Genomic DNA, 16347 nt, shown 5'->3' with positions numbered 1-16347 from the left:
TCATGCGCCCCGATGCTGCGGCCCCGTCCAGAGAGGAGAATCAATGTGATCGACTGGAATCTCGGGGATATTCTCGACGCGATCGAGCCCTTCATGCCCGAAGATGCGCCGGCTCTGATACATGGAGACCGGATCGTCACCTGGCCCGAGATGTCGGCGCGCTCGAACAATATCGCCCGCGGGTTGCGCCAACGCGGCATCCGCGATGGCGCGAAGGTCGCCTTCTATATGCGCAACCGACCCGAATATGGCGAGTTGATGGCGGCCTGCTTCAAGGGGCGTTTGACGCATGTGAACATCAATTACCGTTATCGGGCCGAAGAGGTGTTTTATATCTTCGACGATTCCGACAGCGAGGTCATCGTTTACAGTTCGGAATTCCGCGACACTATCGTCGAACTCAACGACCGGCTTAGGAAGGTTCGCACCTTCGTCGAAATTGGCGAGCTGTCTTCAATCGCGCCCTTTGCGATCCACTATGAGACTCTCGCGCAAGAGGGGGACGGATCGGCGCTCGGCATCACACGCTCGCCCGCCGATCTGCTTTTCATCTATACGGGTGGTACGACCGGAATGCCCAAGGGCGTGATGTGGCGTCATGATGACATGCGCAAGGCCCAACTCGACGCACAGAAGTTGCTCGGCCCCGTTCCAGAGACACTCGAAGAAAATGTCGCGCTGATCGCCCGCGAAGGCCCGGGCAGGCGCACGCTTTCCTCTTGCCCGCTGATGCACGGAACGGGCTTTATCACTGCGATCGGCACGCTGATGTCTGGCGGCGCGATAGTTACGTTGGAGGCATGGTCTTTCGATGCCGAGGAACTGTGGGATACGGTGGAAAGGCACAAGGTGGAAGGTATAGCGATCGTGGGCGACGCCTTTGCCAAGCCAATGCTTTCCGCGCTCGACGACCACCCTGGCCGCTGGGATACCAGCAGCCTCGTTACAATCCTCTCTTCCGGTGTGATGTGGAGCAAGGAGGTCAAGTCCGGCCTGTGCCGGCATATTCCGCAAATCGTACTGATGGACAGTTTTGGCGCATCCGAAGGCCTCGGCTTCGGCCTTGCCGTCACCACTGCGGAGGGCGGCACGAACACCGCGAAATTTGGGATCGGCGAGTTCTGCGATGTTTTCGACGAAACCGACCAGAAAGTCGAACCGGGGAGCGGCGTGCCGGGATTTATCGCCCGGAAGGGTGCGATCCCCATAGGCTATTACAAGGACCCCGAGAAATCCGCGAAGACGTTTCGCACGATCGATGGGGTGCGCTATTCCATTCCGGGCGACTGGTGTCGGGTAGAAGCCGATGGCAGCCTGACCTTGCTCGGCCGCGGAAGCGTCTGCATCAACACGGCGGGAGAGAAAGTTTATCCCGAGGAGGTCGAGGAAGTGCTCAAGACCCATCCCGCCATCGGGGACGCGCTGGTCGTAGGCGTGCCGGATGATAAATGGGGCCAAGCCGTAACCGCGATCGTCCACCTCAACGACCACGCCCAGTTCGACGAACAAGCGGTCAAAACCCATGTGCGCGCACATTTGGCGGGATACAAAACTCCCAAGACCATAATTCCGACAGACATCCCCATGCGAGCCTCGAACGGCAAGGCCGATTATGCAACGGCAAAAGCGATTGCCGAACGATCGAATGTCGCGACGTGAGATCGACTGGCTCTCCCGATTACGATGCCGTGATCGTCGGTGCAGGCTTCAGCGGCATCTATCTGCTGCACAAATTGCGTGACGCCGGGTTCAAGGTGCTGCTGGTAGATGCGGCCGCCCAGCCCGGCGGCATTTGGTACTGGAATTGCTATCCCGGTGCCCGCGTGGACTCGCAGGTACCGCTCTATGAGTTTTCGATACCCGAGGTTTGGAAATCATGGGCCTGGAGCGAGCGCTTTCCCGGATGGAAGGAGCTCAGAGCCTATTTCCGGCATGTTTGCGATACGCTGGGCCTTTGGCCGCTTATGCGGATGGGATCGAGGGTCCAAAGCGCAAGGTTCGATGAAGAGGGACGACGGTGGCGCCTGCAGCTTGAGGGCGGGGAAGGAATATCGACACACTTCCTTCTGCCCGCTTTGGGATTCGCATCGAAGCCGTATATTCCCGATATGCGAGGAATCGCGGCGTTCGAAGGCGATTGGTGTCACACGGCGCGATGGCCGCAACAGGGTATCGATCTTTCGGGCCGCCGGATCGCCGTCATCGGCACTGGTGCGAGCGGAGTGCAGATCGCGCAGGAGGCCGCCAAATGCGCAGAAAAGCTGACCTTGTTTCAGAGGACTCCTATTCTGGGCCTGCCCATGCGCCAGGAACGGCTTACCGAAGACATTCAGCAGCGTGATAAGCAGGGCTATCCCGCCATTTTTGTTCGGCGCAAGCGAACGAACGGGGGATTCGAATGCCAGTCGCTTGACATCTCCGCGCTCGATGTAGACGCCACGACGCGCAACAACCATTTCGAGACCCTGTGGCGGCAGGGCGGCCTCAAATTCTGGTACAACAACTTTGCCGACATACTGACCAATCGCGAAGCGAACCGCTACGCCTATGAGTTCTGGCGCAAAAAGGTTCTCGCGCGGATTATCGACCCCGTTCTGGCCGAGAAACTTGCGCCTGCGGAGCCGCCGCATCCTTTCGGCACGAAAAGACCCTCGCTCGAACAGGGATATTATGAAATTTTCGAGCAGGATAATGTCGCGCTGGTCGATCTGAAGGCAAACGCGATCATCCGTATCGAGCCCCAGGCCATCAAGATGGAAGACGGTGAGGTCGAATGCGATCTGATCATTTTTGCGACCGGCTTCGATGCCGGGCGTGGCGGGTTGATCGACATGAACATCACCGGGAGGGAGGGGCTTCCCCTTTGGCAGGCGTGGGAAGACGGTGTGCGCGCCTATCTCGGCATGGCGGTGTCGGGTTTTCCCAACATGTTGTTCGCTTATGGTCCTCTCAGCCCGTCGGGTTTCGCCAATGGCCCGACAAGCGCGGAAATACAGGGCGACTGGATTTGCGATTTCATGGTCTGGTTGCGTAGGAGGGACATCGATCTTTTCGAGGGCAAACCGGCTGCCGAAACTGGCTGGACTGAAATGGTTGCCGCGGCTGGCGCGATGACGCTCTTTCCCGAGGCGGCCTCATGGTACATGGGCGCGAATATTCCGGGAAAGAAGCGCCAGCTCATCAATTTTCCGAGCGTGTCTGGCTATGCCGCGCTCTGCGACGAAGAGGCGGCCGGCAGCTATGCTGGCTTCGCTTTCGAAAAACTCACACGCAAGGACGGCCCAACAATATGAACGAGGCGGTAAAGATTGAAGATTGCCCCGAGGACATCGACGCTCTCTGGGCGGGCGATGGTTCGCATCTGCCCGAATGGTTCGTTTCCGCTCTCAGGGTGCCGCGCGAGGAAGGCTATGTAGAGATCGAGGGTGCCAAAGCGCATTACTTTCGCTGGGGCGACCGGGCGAAACCCAAGGTACTGATGACGCACGGTTTTCTCTCGCATGCCCGCTGCTTTTCCTTCATCGCGCCGTTTCTGGCCGAAGATTATGATGTGGTGGCCTTCGATCTTGCCGGCATGGGCGACAGCGAAATGCGAGGGCACGCCGACCCCTTGGCCAGGGGGCGCGAGTTCGGCGAAATTGCCGAAGCGCTTGGACTGTTTGCGGATGGCCACAAGCCCACGATCATTGCCCACAGTTTCGGTTCTGGCGCAGCGTTGACGGCCGTCACCCAATCGCCCGATACCTTCTCCGGCATTGTGGTTTGCGACCTGATGGTCATGCGACCTGCGCTCTTGCAAGCGTATTGGAATCTCCGCCGCGCCAGCCCCGGATCCGGCGACCCGGACAAAGCCAAAAGTCGCTATCCCAGCTACGACGCGGCGCGCAGTCGATACGTCCTTTCCCCACCCCAGCCTGTCGGTGAGCCATTTCTTTTGGACTATATGGCCTTTCATTCTCTGCGGCGTGACGGGGAGGGTTGGACGTGGAAATTCTCTCCCGAAGTGTTCCGGAGGAGCAACCGGCCCGACGAGTGGCTCACCATCGGCGAGCGCCTAGTGAACGCGCCGGGCCGCAAGGCTATCGTTCACGGCGAGGAGAGCCAGCTCTTCAACCGGGATTCCGTGGCATATGTTCGTGAACTGGGGGGAGGAGCCATTCCGATCATTGCCGTGCCTCAAGCCCGCCACCATCTGATGCTCGACCAGCCGCTGGCCTTTGTCACCGCGTTGAGGAGCCTTCTCCGGCTTTGGGAAGCGCCGACTTGAGCAACGTCTAGCGCGATTTTATGGTTGCATGCGACCGTAATGGCGATGCGAGAATTGCCGATCCAACATTTAGTTAAACGATGAGGCCTCTTTTGCACAGCAAGACATAAATACTAAGGCCGAGGCAGAAATAACCAAGCAGAGTTCATATGTTCTGTTTAGATCTTCTTCTCTTGCCTGTGTTGCTTGGCGCCACAAAGAAATCTATCGTGGCACAGTTGGTCGATATGCCTTCCGAGGCAAACAGCAAGGCAAGGTCATGGAGCCACAAAAGGCTGTCCAGCTTCGGCGGGACATGCGCTCGGGATCGGGCGTGCCGTACCGCAGCCGCATCCAAAAGTCGTCGGCGCGCGCTCGACCGTGCCAAGGCTGAAGCGCTGACAGCAAGCATCGGATGTATAAACTGATTTCTTCGGATCTGAGATGGAACACCTCCCAGCGCCCCGAGCAATATAATAAAGTGCCATAATAAAGTTCTTTACCAAATACCGAAAAACTGCTCAGCTTCAAGCCGGGCGGCGAGAATCTTTTCCTCTCCGGAAATCTCCTTCTGGCCACCTCTCAAACTCGGGGCAGCTCGGCGAGCTGCCCCATTTTTGAACATCGACTACCGGGGAAAAGGACGGGTTCGCGTAAGAAACTAAAAAATCGAGACAGGGAGAGAAGGGTGATGAATAACAAAGCTTATTTGTTGGCAAGCGCCGTCCTGATGGCGTTGCCACAGGTCTCAAATGCTCAGGAAGCCATAGCTGAAGAGCCAGATGGCGGTAACGATGTCATCGTCGTGACGGCGCAACGTCAGGCGCAAAGCTTGCAAGACGTGCCGATAGCTGTCAGCGCATTCAGCGCTGAGGCGCTTGAAAGCCAGCAGATCGAAAATGCCTCGGATCTACAGCTGACGCTGCCCAATGTATCTTTCTCGAAAGGCAATTTCACCTCAGCTTCATTCACTATTCGCGGCGTTGGCGACCTGTGCGTCGGCGTCACCTGCGATGCTGCGACCGCAATTCATGTCAATGGATCACCCTTGTTCGGAACACGCCTGTTCGAGACCGAATATTTCGATCTGGAACGGATTGAAGTCCTTCGCGGACCTCAAGGCACCCTGTTCGGTCGGAATGCGACCTCCGGGGTCGTGAATGTCGTGACCGCGAAACCCAAACTCTCCCGTTTCGAGGCTGAAGCGCAATTCGAGTATGGCAATTTCAACAGCATCGAAGCGCGTGGCATGGTCAATGTCCCGATCGGGGATATGATCGGCGTGAGACTGGCGGGCATATATGTGAACCGCGACGGTTATACGACGAATCTTTATGATGGATCGGACATCGACACTCGGGACCTTTACGCGTTGCGAGGCTCACTTCGTTTCGAGCCCGGTCCTGATACGACGATCGATCTCATGGGCTATTATTTCCGGGAAAAGGACACGCGCCTCAGAAACCAGAAACAAACGTGCCAACGCGATCCATTGGGCGTGCTCGGATGCCTGAACAATCGACGTGATTTCGATACCACGAACGCAAATTCCACGGTCGGTGCGACGCTCAGTTCTTCCGAGTTCTTCGCCATTCAGGGCATTCCCGCCGTACTCGGCCTTGGCAGCCTTTATGGCCCTGACGGGTTTTCCGGGTTTCAGGAGCCTGGCGATGTGCGTGTCGTCAACACGGCCTATACGCCCTTCTATTTTGCGGAAGAGCTACAGGTGCAGGCGCGCCTTGAGCAAAAATTCGGCGCGATGACCCTGACGGCCACCGGCATTTATCAGGATACTGAAGTCGATTCTAGGCAGGACTATTTTCTTGGAATTCAAAGCCGTGCCGGTTTCGCCCCGGCGCTCAATACGCTGGCCTTTTTTGCGGCTAACGGATTGCCGACGGGTCTTGCTCCGCCGGCGCCGGCCTTCATTCCCGGCTCCTCGGCCTATTTTTCGCCGATTGCCGGCGCTCTCATCCCGGACGGTCCGCAGGGCGTGCTGTGCACCTCGGATAATGATGATGGAAGCAGAGGCGCTTTCGAAGGGAACTCGCTGTGTTCCGAAACGCCGCTTTCTTTCGATCGATCTTCGGAACAACGCGAATCGTGGAGCGGAGAGCTCATCCTTACGAGTGACTTCGACGGGCCGTTCAATTTCCTGTTGGGGGGAATTTACGCGAAATCGAAAACCACCGACAATAGCTATTATGTGAACTCGTTTGCGCTCGATTACGCCAGTGCCATATTGGGTTCATTCGGCTCCTTGTCGGGCGGCCTTCCGCCATCCTATTTCGCGACGTCGATGTATCGGAACAACTCGCTGGAATCGAATCTGGAGAGCTATGGGATTTTCGGCGAGGTCTATTTCGATCTAAGCGACCGGCTGACGTTGACCGGGGGGCTGCGTTACAACAATGACAAGAAGGATGTAACGGCGCGTACGACACTGATCAGTTTCCTGAACCCTTATGCCAACGATGGAGATCCGTTCGATACCCCGATAACGCCTCTCACCGGGCCGTCTGGACTTTTCGATGCCGACCCGGGGACACCGGGCCAACAGCTCGCCCAGTTTCGCGAAGTAAGCTTCGACGAAATTACCGGACGAGCAGTTCTGGCCTTCGAGGTTACGCCGGACAATTCACTCTATGCATCTTACTCGAGGGGTTACAAATCCGGCGGTATCAATCCTCCGCTTTCTCCGATTTTCGCCGTCAGCGAGAGTTTCGGCTCTGAATCGATCGATGCCTTCGAGATTGGCTCCAAGAACGTCTTCGCAAACGGCGCGTTGCAACTGAATGCCACCGCATTTTACTACAAATATAGTGGACTGCAGCTCAGCCGCATCGTGGCAAGAACGTCTGTGAATGACACGGTTGACGCCAATATCTGGGGTGTCGAACTGGAGTCTGTCATCAGGCCGGACCCGAACTGGCTTATCAATCTGTCCTTCAGCTATCTCAATGCCAAGGTCGCCGGCGATCAATTCTTCTCCAATCCGCGTGATCCGGGCGGCGGAGATCCTGATGCCGTGATTATCAAGGACATCAGCAATGGTGCGCACTGCGCTGTCACGGGACCTGCGCCTGGCGTTGCTGATGCGTTCGTTGCGGGAGTAAATGCGGCTCTCGGCCTTCGCGCACCGCAGGAATTTCCTTCGGACGGCAATATCGCCTCCAGCGGCGCGTTCGGCATTTGCGGTGTCCTCGCGAGCGCTATCCCTGCGAACAGCGGGATCCAGGTATTGAGTCCTGGCGTCGAGGTTAACATCAAGGGCAACACATTGCCCCAAGCGCCGAATGTCAAGGTCTCGATGGGCGTGCAGTACACGGCAGAGGTTGGGAATGGTATGACACTCGTCCCCCGCGTCGACATTTCCCTTACCGGAAAGCAATATGGCAATATCTTCAACGGCAGGATTAATCGTATCGAACCTTTCGTCCAGGCAAATGCGGTTTTACAGTTGAATGGCGCCGACGAGCGCTGGTTTGTCCGGGGGTTCGTTCAGAATATTTTCGATAGCAACTCGGTTACCGGACTTTATGTCACCGATGCATCTTCCGGTAATTTTACAAACATCTATACTCTTGATCCGCGGCGTTATGGTGTCGCCATCGGAGCAAAATTCTGACGATTTAGCGGTTCCAATCTAACTCGCATAGAAATCGCGGCGTCGGAGAGACGGGGGAACCTTCTCCGACGCCGGTTTCCATGCGCCAGGCCCAAGGCACCAAACGGGGGCATCTGCGACGGAAAGAGGCAAGTCATCTGGAGCCATCTCAAGGATCTCCGAATTTCGCGGCCTGTGCTTGCGATGTCGCATGCGACCGACGCGAACGGCGCGCTGACCGTTGCCCACGGGCACTTGTAGGAAGCACGCTGGTCTCCGGCACCGCGAGCTCGCGATCAATCCGGCAGCGTTCGGAGGCGGCACGATCATCGCGGCGGTTTGTGGCCCCTGATTGCCGAGTGCAGCATGACACTCTTGGCCGCCGCATCGATCACGATATTCCCAAGCTTGCTTGCGAACCTATAATTTTTGAACAGAAAAGAGATATCCAGATCCCAATCTGGCAGCCTGGTTTGCGCGGTAATTGAGCCATTCGGCGAGCAAAACACCCATCTGACGCGCGGCGCATCTTGCCACGCGAAGGCCCAGCGGTTCCCACGCAAAGCGACGAGCATTTGACATGGGACCATCGGCGAGTTCGGGAACGCCAGTCGGAGACAGCGCGAGGCACGCGTTCATGATCGAAAAACTCATCCGCGATGGCCGAACCGATAGCGGTTGTGGGCATTTGTCTCGACACGTCCGAAACCGGAAGACCAAACTTCAGCGAGGAAGCTTATTGAGATTCACCGCGGCGATTGCAGTTGACGGCTTGAGTTCCGTGCGAGCAAAATTTCGAAGCGCTTTGGCTTCTCTGCGCGCCCGCCAAATGTGCATCATTGGCGTTAAGGTCGCGGTGGCAAACCGTCCGAGGTCGGCGTCTCGAGTTCAAGGGGGCCGACGGAGATGAGACCTTCTGGATCGGACAAGGGCCCGGTCTGGCTGACCGTGATTTCTGTTTGAGGTCCAGCCTCGCCATTGCGGTCGCTGCGCCTAACTTTCAATGCGTCGATTTCGCGTTTGCGCAGTTCCAGATAGAGGGTCCGTGTCTCGACATAGGGATCAAGGCTTTCCTGTTGCAAGCGCTGGATTTGAGCGTCGCCCTCGATGCGGTCATTGAGTTGCCTGACCACAGTTGTCGGAACGGCATATGCCGTGCGGTCGAAAGGCGCGCCGACCGCGGTCGGCACGACGAGCAAGTCAATGCTGTTGCCCGCCAGATCGCGCAATGTCGTCGACCCGATAAGCGGAAGATAGAAATAGGGACCGGGCTCGACGCCGTAGAAACCCAATGTATTGGCAAAGCCGTTGCGTCGGTAAGGCAGATTGAAAGGCATTGTCTTCGCGACATCGAAAAGGCCGCCGACACCAAATGTCGTGTTTACGGCGAAACGGCCGAGCGTCTCGGCAGCCTTGCCGATCTTGAACTGTAACAGGAAGTTCAGAAAATTGACGGGTTCGCTGAGGTTACGCAGTGCATTGCCCAGCCCGTCGCGAACAGGTTCGGGTACGATACCTTGATAGCCCATCGCGACTGGGGCCACGAGCGCCGCATCGATCGACTGGACCGCCCGATAAGAGGCAATATTGACCGCTTGAAGCGGATCTCCCGGCGGCGCATCGCCACGGGCCGTCACCACAATATCATGGGGCGCCGAGGGCATTTCGGCCATAGTCTCGTCGTCGGAGGTTGCTGGCGCGGCTAAAGAGGGATGCGGGGTGTTGCCGAGTGCTGGCACAACGATCGGCGGCTCGGGTGGGGCCGAGGGATCATCTACCCGCTGCAACTCGGTCTCAGTCTGGCTTTCGGATGCGAGGTCGGTCGGAGGCGGCGCTACCCCGGACAGAAACAGAAGCGCGGCGACGGTTGCAGGGCTCATCGCGCGCGCGATCCCGCCACCATGAGAGGGGCGAACATTAATTCCATTTGCCAAACTCCTGCTTCGGCCAAGGGCCCGAAACGACGACCGACGACGCTCCCTCCATCGACCCATGTCAGCTGACCCACGATGCGGCCAATCCAGCTTTAATACTCCCCCATGAGTAGGGAAACATAAAGAAGCTCGGCCTGCCGTTTAGCCCAGCAACGTCCGTACGGACGGGCAATGGGACCAACCTGTTCTATCAGGTACGATTTTCGCTGGAGGACCCGGCATAGGCACTTTGCCGACGGTCGCTTAGTTCCGGGCTGGGCGGAAGCGGCTCGAAAACTAACTCTGCGGACGCGCCCGGTCTCAGCGCGAGCAACAGTACCGCCGTCAAGAGCGAGCCGAACATGCTCCGGATCAATGCTTTGCCCCCAACCACATTGCGCAACCCGATGACGAAAGTATCGCACCCTGCCTGAGACGCGAGCAGTGCTTGCCCGATCGAACTATTCAGGTTGTTCAGACAACCGCGCTGCGGCTTCAAAGGCGCGGCGCGTGTTTAGCGAGATTGATCGCCGACCCACGGCATGTCCCTAAAAAAATTGGACGCTAGCCCGAGAAATCATCCTTTGGTCACCCGGTCAATTAAGGGTTGGATGTCGTCAGGAGAAATTTTTCCGGTGGCGATCCGAGGTGAGGAAGCAGGAAAATGCGGAATGTGGGGCGGTTCGGAATTTCATTGCAGCGAAGCGTGATTCCAGCAGGCCTTTTGTGCTTTCAAGGCTTCGTTGTTGGCTGCAGCGAGGCCGAGACGCGTGATCCTGACGCTAAGGGCCCGACAAAGATGCCCGAGACGGCAAGCGTTGAGGGCAGGGAGGAGGGCGTGTGGCAACCCCAGCGGGCCATCAGCAGACGCCACCGTGGCCTGGAGCGGCGCCGAACATGGAGGATGTCAAACTTCCTCCAGAGTATAGCGAAACGGCAACGAATCCGAAACGCTTCGCCGGACGTCCGGTTACCGGCGCCTTCAACGTCACTGTGCCCACTCTCACGGTGTTTCCCGCCCAACAACCAGGCAATGGCACAGCGATGCTGGTTTTTCCCGGCGGAGGATTCTCCAAGCTCGCGATCGATCTGGAAGGTAGTGAAGTTCGCGACTGGCTGACTTCAAGAGGCACCACTTGCGTGCTCGTCAAATACCATGTTCCCAAAAGCGGCCACCATTATGATGAAGACTGCCATTGTGCAGTGACGCCCAAGCACCTCCTTGCGTTGCAGGTCGCCCAGCGTGCGATACGCCTGGTGCGCTCGCGCGCCAGCGAGCTCAAGATCAACCCCCGCAAGATCGGTGTCATAGGCTTCTCAGCCGGAGGGTATCTGGTCGCGCAGACCAGCAATATATTCGAACCTGCTTATGAGCCGGTCGACGAAATAGACAAAGTGAGCAGCCGGCCCGATTTTGCCATCGCAATGTTCCCAGGCCACCTGTGCAGATCGGGGGGCTCGCTTGATCCTGGTATCAAAGTTACCAAGATGACCCCGCCAACATTTCTTCTTCAGGCTTGGGACGATCCCGTCGATCCGATTTGCAATAGCATAGTCTATGCGCGAGCGCTGGACGAGGCAGGTGTTCCAGCGGAAGTCCATCTCTTTGCCAAGGGAGGGCACGCCTTCGCCATGCGCCCGCTGCGTCATCCCGTTGAGCGATGGCCGACGCTCGTGGAAGATTGGCTAAAGGACACAGGAATTCTTTGAGCAAATAGGGCAAGAAATGACCCCCTCTCCCCGGAATGTTCGCTACTCAGGGGAATCGCTGGTCTTGGCCGATCGGAGATCGCCGGGTTTCTGACTGAAACTAACCGAAAGCCGACAACGGTTTGAGCTCCAGGGTATCTTTTGGCGCTGCCGTACAATTATCGGTCGGCTCGCGACGCTATCCGCGCGGTGCGACCCAGAAGAGCTCTTCCTTTCAGGAAACAGAGATCTTCATCTGACGCCCGCACGGTTTCGATCGCGCGGGCGTCTTTTTTTTGGCGCACCGCCGCCAGCGGTTTGAACGAACACATATGGGTGATCACGCCTGACCGACGTGAGGATGACGCCGCAGACACTCAGCGCCGCCGCCGTTCCGTCGCAAATCCACGATCGGTCGCGATAAAGCGCTCGATCATCGGCACCGCGATCTTTTCCGGCGCCATAGGCGCCGCGAGGCCATTAGCCTTCGCATGCACCTCGGCATAGACGAGCAATTCGCGATGGAGGGATCCCGTCAATTCGATCGACAGCTTCACGGGCTTGTCGTCGGCGATGGGGCCTAGGCGCAGCTTGCTCATGGGGCCGCACCCGCCGGCGGTTCGAGTATCAGATCGCGTGTGACAAGGACCCGCAAAGCGAAGCCGGGGCGGATCGTGAGGGTTGGCGGGATGTTCATCTGACGCTCGACGAGCCGCCGTCCCGACTGGTTGACCGTATCCTGCGGCCCGTCGCGAAGCGCCCGCACGAGCGCATCATCCCCGTCCGAGCCAAGTTCGGCTCCGACGCCGAGCAACGAAGAGACGAGCGCCGCGCGCAGCATCGACCCCCAATGATGGTCGGTGCGATCGGCAATCCCCGCCATGCCCCGCGCATCGGCGCCGGGCTGACGATCGAGCCGGATCGATCGGCCACCGGGCAGGATCAACCGGTTCCAGGCCAGCAAGACGCGCTCCTGCCCCACGGATATTTCGCTGTCATAGTCGCCGATCAGCCGGGCACCCTGCGGAATGAGGAGAATGCGACCCGTCGGGCTATCGTAGACATTCTGGGTCACCTGCGCCGTGACCTGTCCGGGAAGGTCGGACCTGATCCCAGTGATCAGCGCGGCCGGAATGAGACTTCCCGCCTGAAGGATGTATGGCGAAGCAGGCGCATGAAGGCGCTCGGCACTCTCGAACGGTTCGGCGGAGCCGCCCGCGAGAAAGGCGCGCCGCGCCGCCGCCGGAGTCCGCGCGCCGCCTTCGGGTGCCGACATGGTCGCGGCGGACGGTTCGATCGATCCACGCTGCGCGTCTGCCACCGGCGCGCCCGAGGTCCCTCCTCCAAGGAATATCCGGCTCGCCGTGGCGGCCTCGCGCTCCAGCCGCGCCCGATCGCGCGCCTTGTCGGCGGGTGAGCGCCCGCCGGCGGGCGGATTTCCCATCGGCGGCACCGGGATCGTCTCGCCGTTCTGCTGCGCCGAGACGATCGGTCGCCCGAGATCGCCGGGTAGCGGCGGTCCGAGCTTCGGCACCTTGCCATAGTCGGCGGGCGCACCGGTGACGACTTCGGCGCGATTCGCTCCATCGGCCGTGTAGAGATTCTCGGCGGTCTTCGGGGCTACGGGTTGCAGCGCCCAGAGCAGAGCGCCGCCGATCGCGGTGCCGCCGGCAGCGCCGATCATCGCGAGCGCCTTGCGCGAAAGCCGCATGACCCGCGGCGTGTCGCCGCGTAGCCGAAAAGGATCGACCTCCGGGCCGGGCGCCGTGCGCTCGCCCGCTTCCGGCACGTCGGCGGGCGCCACCGCCTCGCTTGCCGGCCCGGTCACGACCGCCCCCGGCGGCGCGGCATTTCACGCTTGATCCGAACGACGCGGGCCTGCTTTCCGGCGCCCAAGCGGAGTTCGCCGCGCTCGAAAAGGCGGTCGACGATCATGTAGCGGCCCTGCACCCGGTAGTTGACAAGCTCTGCCTCGCCGCTGCCGCCGATGACGAAGAGTGGCGGCATATCGCCGGTGGCGATATCCTCACCGAATTCGATGAAGAGCTGGCGCGTGTCGTCGAAGGCGCGCACCGGGCGCCAATCGACCTTGTCGCCCGCGATCCGGTAGCGAAAATTGAGCGCCGCGAGATCGATCGCCCCGGCGACGGGCGCGGCGCGCGCCGCCTCGGCCTCGGCGACTTGCAAGGCGATGAGTTCGTCGGCGGGATAGGTCCATGAGACCGACGCCATATAGGATGTGGCGGTCGCGCGCAGTTCGACATGATAGGTACGCCGGTCGGTGTTGATGATCATATTGGTCATGATGTCCGAGCGGGTTGGCTTCACGAGGATATGGACGCGGCGCCGCGCGCCCGTACCGCTTACCGTATCGCCGATGATCCAGCGCACCGTGTCACCCGAGGCGACCGGACCCGGGCCGACGAGCTGCTCGCCTTCCTGCAGCACGATGTCGGTGACCTGTCCGGGCGCGGCATAGACCTGAAAGAGCGCGCCTTCGGACCAGGCATATTGCTGGATGGCATTCCGATAGCCTTGGCGATCGGGCTGGACCCGCGCCTCGGCGTTGGCGCGGCCGACGCGGTGGCGGGGATCGGCCGGATCGCTTGCCGCGGCGGGCGCAGCGAGCAGAGCAAGGGCGGCCCCGAGCGCGATCGGGAGGGAATGTGGCGTCGTCATTGGCTGAGTTCCTTCGACCAGTTGATGGCGGTGACAAAAAGCCCGAGCGGATTTTTCGTGATCGCGTCAGGGGTGCGTGGCGGCTGGAGCGTGACGGTGACGATCGCAGACCAACGCGAGCGCTCGATCAGGCCTCCGTCCTGATAGCGGCGCTCGGTCCAGGCGATGCGGAAGCTGTCCTTCGAGGCGCGGATGACGCTGGAAACATCAACCGCGACCTGGAATTTGCCGACCTCGGCGAAGGGATCGTTGGTCCGCGCATAGTCATTGAGCGCCTGGGCTCCGGTGGCGCTCGCGAAATCATAGGCACTGAGCCAGTCGGCGCGAAGCACCACCGGATCGGCGGGGATCGAGCGGACATGCTCGATGAAGCGGGCGAGGTGGAAGGCGATCTGCGGATCGGTCGGCCGATAGTCTGCGTCGGCGGGCGCGACGGCGCGCGCGGCGCCAAGCTTGTCCACCTCGACCACCCAGGGCGTTATTGTGCCGCGCGCGGCCTGCCAGACCAGCCCGGCGGCGAGTCCGCCCGAGATGAGGAGCGATCCGAAGAAAGCGAAGCGCCAGCTGCGGGCCTGGACGCGCGCCGATCCGATCCGGTCGTCCCAGACCTGCGCGGCGCGCTGATAGGGTGTGACCGGCTCGTGCGCGCGGCCATAATGGTTGGAGGGTCTTTTGAACATGGGATCAGTCCTTTTCGCTGATGTCGGGCGCCGATCCGGCGCCATGGCTGTCGCCGCCCTTCAGGGTCTGGGCGCCGATCGTCGCGCCCTGCGTCATCGTCTGGCGCCGCCGCATCGCGGCGGCCCAGGCCGGGGGTCCGTCCGCGCCGCGCGCTGGCGCCGCGCTAGCGGCTGCGCCATCGCGGCCAGCCGCGAAGTTCGACCGGACGCGCTCGGCCATGCTGCGAACCGGAGCAGCAGCGCCGCTGGCCGCGGTCCGCGCCACATTGGCGAGCCCCGCCCCAAAGGCCTTTGCCCCGCTCTTCCCGGCCGATCCCGCGGCATAGGCAGCCGAAGCACTGCCCGCTCCGCGCGCGCCGGCGGCGGCCGTGCCGCGCGCCGCCGCTGCGGCGGCTCCCGTTGCGAGCGTTGCTCCCGCCGCCCCGGCAGCGAGCGTCGCGCCGGCCGCAACCGCGGTGCCTGCCGCCGCACCCGCCCCGAGCTGCGGGCCGCCAGCGACGATGCCATTGGCGATTGAAGGACCGAAGATGCCGAGGCCGAGCAGGGTCAATGCGCCGAGCGCGATCGCCATGACCTGTTCGATGTCGGGCTCCGGCCCAAGCCCCGCCTGCGTGAAGCGATCGAAGAGGGTCACGCCGATACCAGTGATGACCGCGAGCACCAGCACCTTGATGCCGGATGAGACGATATGCCCCAGCACACGCTCGGCCATGAAAGCGGTGCGGCCGAAGAAGGCAAAGGGCAGCAACACGAAGCCGGCGAGGGTCACCAACTTGAATTCCAGGATGGTGACGAAGACCTGCACCGCGAGGATGAAGAAGGCGAGGACGACGATCACCCAGGCGATGAGCAGGATCATGATCTGCACGAAATTGGTGAACAGGCCGACCGGACCGACCAAGTCGGCGGAGGCATCGAGCAGAGGCTGCGCCGCATCGATCCCCGTCGCGGCGACGACGCCGGGGCGCATGAAGTCGCCGATCGCCATCGCGCCGCCACTCGCTTTCAATCCGAGGCCGGCGAAACTTTCGAGCAGAATGACCGCGAGACCCTGGAAATTGCCGATGATGAAGGCGAAGACACCGATGTAGAGCGTCTTCTTGACGAGACGCTGGATGATGTCCTCGTCGGCGCCCCACGCCCAGAACAGCGCCGCGATCGTCACGTCGATGACGATGAGGGTCGAGGAGAGAAAGCCGACCTCGCCGCCGAGCAGGCCGAAACCGCTGTCGATATAGGTCGAGAAGACCGCCAGAAACTGGTCGATAACGCCGGTGTCTTCCATGGCCCTAGTCCTTCTGTCCAAGGAAATGGCGACGCTTCGCCTCCCAGGCGGCGGCGCATTCGGTGTCGGCCACGGTCACCGTGCGGCAGCGCTCCGAAACGGTCGAAGCGACGGGGCTTGCGTCTCCCCCAATCCTGTTCGGGGGCGATGTATCGGACGCGGGCGGCGAAGAGAGGTGCAGGATCGCCAGCGCCATAAGCACGCCGCCGAGCACCGCGACCGCCGCGATCTTCGCCGCCCGGCCCATT

The 16347-nt window shown here is 60.5% G+C and carries 13 protein-coding genes; 5 read left to right on the top strand and 8 right to left on the bottom strand.

From position 1 onward, the window contains the following. Positions 1–45 precede the first annotated feature (45 nt). The 4 genes from J2X44_RS03800 to J2X44_RS03785 all read left to right on the top strand — a co-directional run bounded on the left by J2X44_RS03800 (position 46) and on the right by J2X44_RS03785 (position 7874). The gene (locus J2X44_RS03800) at positions 46–1659 is read left to right on the top strand and encodes an acyl-CoA synthetase (protein WP_037557593.1); all 1614 of its coding nucleotides are present in this window, start codon (positions 46–48) and stop codon (positions 1657–1659) included. After that, positions 1656–3293 (top strand): NAD(P)/FAD-dependent oxidoreductase, encoded by a 1638-nt coding sequence (locus J2X44_RS03795; protein ID WP_052182483.1) that lies wholly within the window; start codon positions 1656–1658, stop codon positions 3291–3293. The genes J2X44_RS03800 and J2X44_RS03795 overlap by 4 nt, the downstream gene beginning before the upstream one ends. Then, positions 3290–4267, top strand: coding sequence for an alpha/beta fold hydrolase (locus J2X44_RS03790; protein WP_037557592.1), 978 nt, complete (start codon positions 3290–3292; stop codon positions 4265–4267). Before J2X44_RS03795 ends, J2X44_RS03790 begins: the two co-directional genes overlap by 4 nt. A 670-nt stretch (positions 4268–4937) precedes the next feature. Next, positions 4938–7874: a TonB-dependent receptor gene (locus J2X44_RS03785; RefSeq protein ID WP_137752008.1), complete on the top strand. Its 2937-nt coding sequence runs from the start codon at positions 4938–4940 to the stop codon at positions 7872–7874. A 399-nt stretch (positions 7875–8273) separates the two neighbouring features. Here J2X44_RS03785 and J2X44_RS03780 read toward each other — a convergent pair whose 3' ends face one another. After that, positions 8274–8507 (bottom strand): hypothetical protein, encoded by a 234-nt coding sequence (locus J2X44_RS03780; protein ID WP_152567707.1) that lies wholly within the window; start codon positions 8505–8507, stop codon positions 8274–8276. Positions 8508–8698: 191 nt separating this feature from the next. Further along, positions 8699–9733 (bottom strand): VacJ family lipoprotein, encoded by a 1035-nt coding sequence (locus J2X44_RS03775; protein ID WP_161786577.1) that lies wholly within the window; start codon positions 9731–9733, stop codon positions 8699–8701. Between the two features lie 930 nt (positions 9734–10663). On the opposite strand from J2X44_RS03775, the gene J2X44_RS03770 reads away from it, so the two are divergent. Then, positions 10664–11476, top strand: coding sequence for an alpha/beta hydrolase (locus J2X44_RS03770; protein WP_037557590.1), 813 nt, complete (start codon positions 10664–10666; stop codon positions 11474–11476). 356 nt (positions 11477–11832) lie between these two features. Here the strand turns inward: J2X44_RS03770 and J2X44_RS03765 are convergent, their stop codons facing one another. From J2X44_RS03765 to trbK-alt, 6 genes are read right to left on the bottom strand one after another with little or no spacing between them, the layout of a single operon-like run. Further along, the gene (locus J2X44_RS03765) at positions 11833–12054 is read right to left on the bottom strand and encodes a DUF2274 domain-containing protein (RefSeq protein WP_037557589.1); all 222 of its coding nucleotides are present in this window, start codon (positions 12052–12054) and stop codon (positions 11833–11835) included. After that, positions 12051–13283: a TrbI/VirB10 family protein gene (locus J2X44_RS03760; RefSeq protein WP_374046498.1), complete on the bottom strand. Its 1233-nt coding sequence runs from the start codon at positions 13281–13283 to the stop codon at positions 12051–12053. The genes J2X44_RS03765 and J2X44_RS03760 overlap by 4 nt, the downstream gene beginning before the upstream one ends. Beyond that, positions 13280–14134, bottom strand: coding sequence for a P-type conjugative transfer protein TrbG (gene trbG / locus J2X44_RS03755; RefSeq protein ID WP_310088010.1), 855 nt, complete (start codon positions 14132–14134; stop codon positions 13280–13282). Before trbG ends, J2X44_RS03760 begins: the two co-directional genes overlap by 4 nt. Next, the gene (gene trbF, locus J2X44_RS03750) at positions 14131–14814 is read right to left on the bottom strand and encodes a conjugal transfer protein TrbF (protein WP_310088008.1); all 684 of its coding nucleotides are present in this window, start codon (positions 14812–14814) and stop codon (positions 14131–14133) included. Before trbF ends, trbG begins: the two co-directional genes overlap by 4 nt. A gap of 4 nt (positions 14815–14818) precedes the next feature. Further along, positions 14819–16099 (bottom strand): P-type conjugative transfer protein TrbL, encoded by a 1281-nt coding sequence (trbL, locus tag J2X44_RS03745; protein ID WP_310088005.1) that lies wholly within the window; start codon positions 16097–16099, stop codon positions 14819–14821. Positions 16100–16103: 4 nt separating this feature from the next. Next, positions 16104–16346, bottom strand: coding sequence for a putative entry exclusion protein TrbK-alt (gene trbK-alt, locus J2X44_RS03740; RefSeq protein WP_310088003.1), 243 nt, complete (start codon positions 16344–16346; stop codon positions 16104–16106). Position 16347 lies beyond the last annotated feature (1 nt).

Source organism: Sphingopyxis sp. BE259 (assembly GCF_031457495.1).
Classification (GTDB): Bacteria; Pseudomonadota; Alphaproteobacteria; order Sphingomonadales; family Sphingomonadaceae; genus Sphingopyxis.
This window is presented reverse-complemented; position numbering and strand designations above follow the sequence as displayed.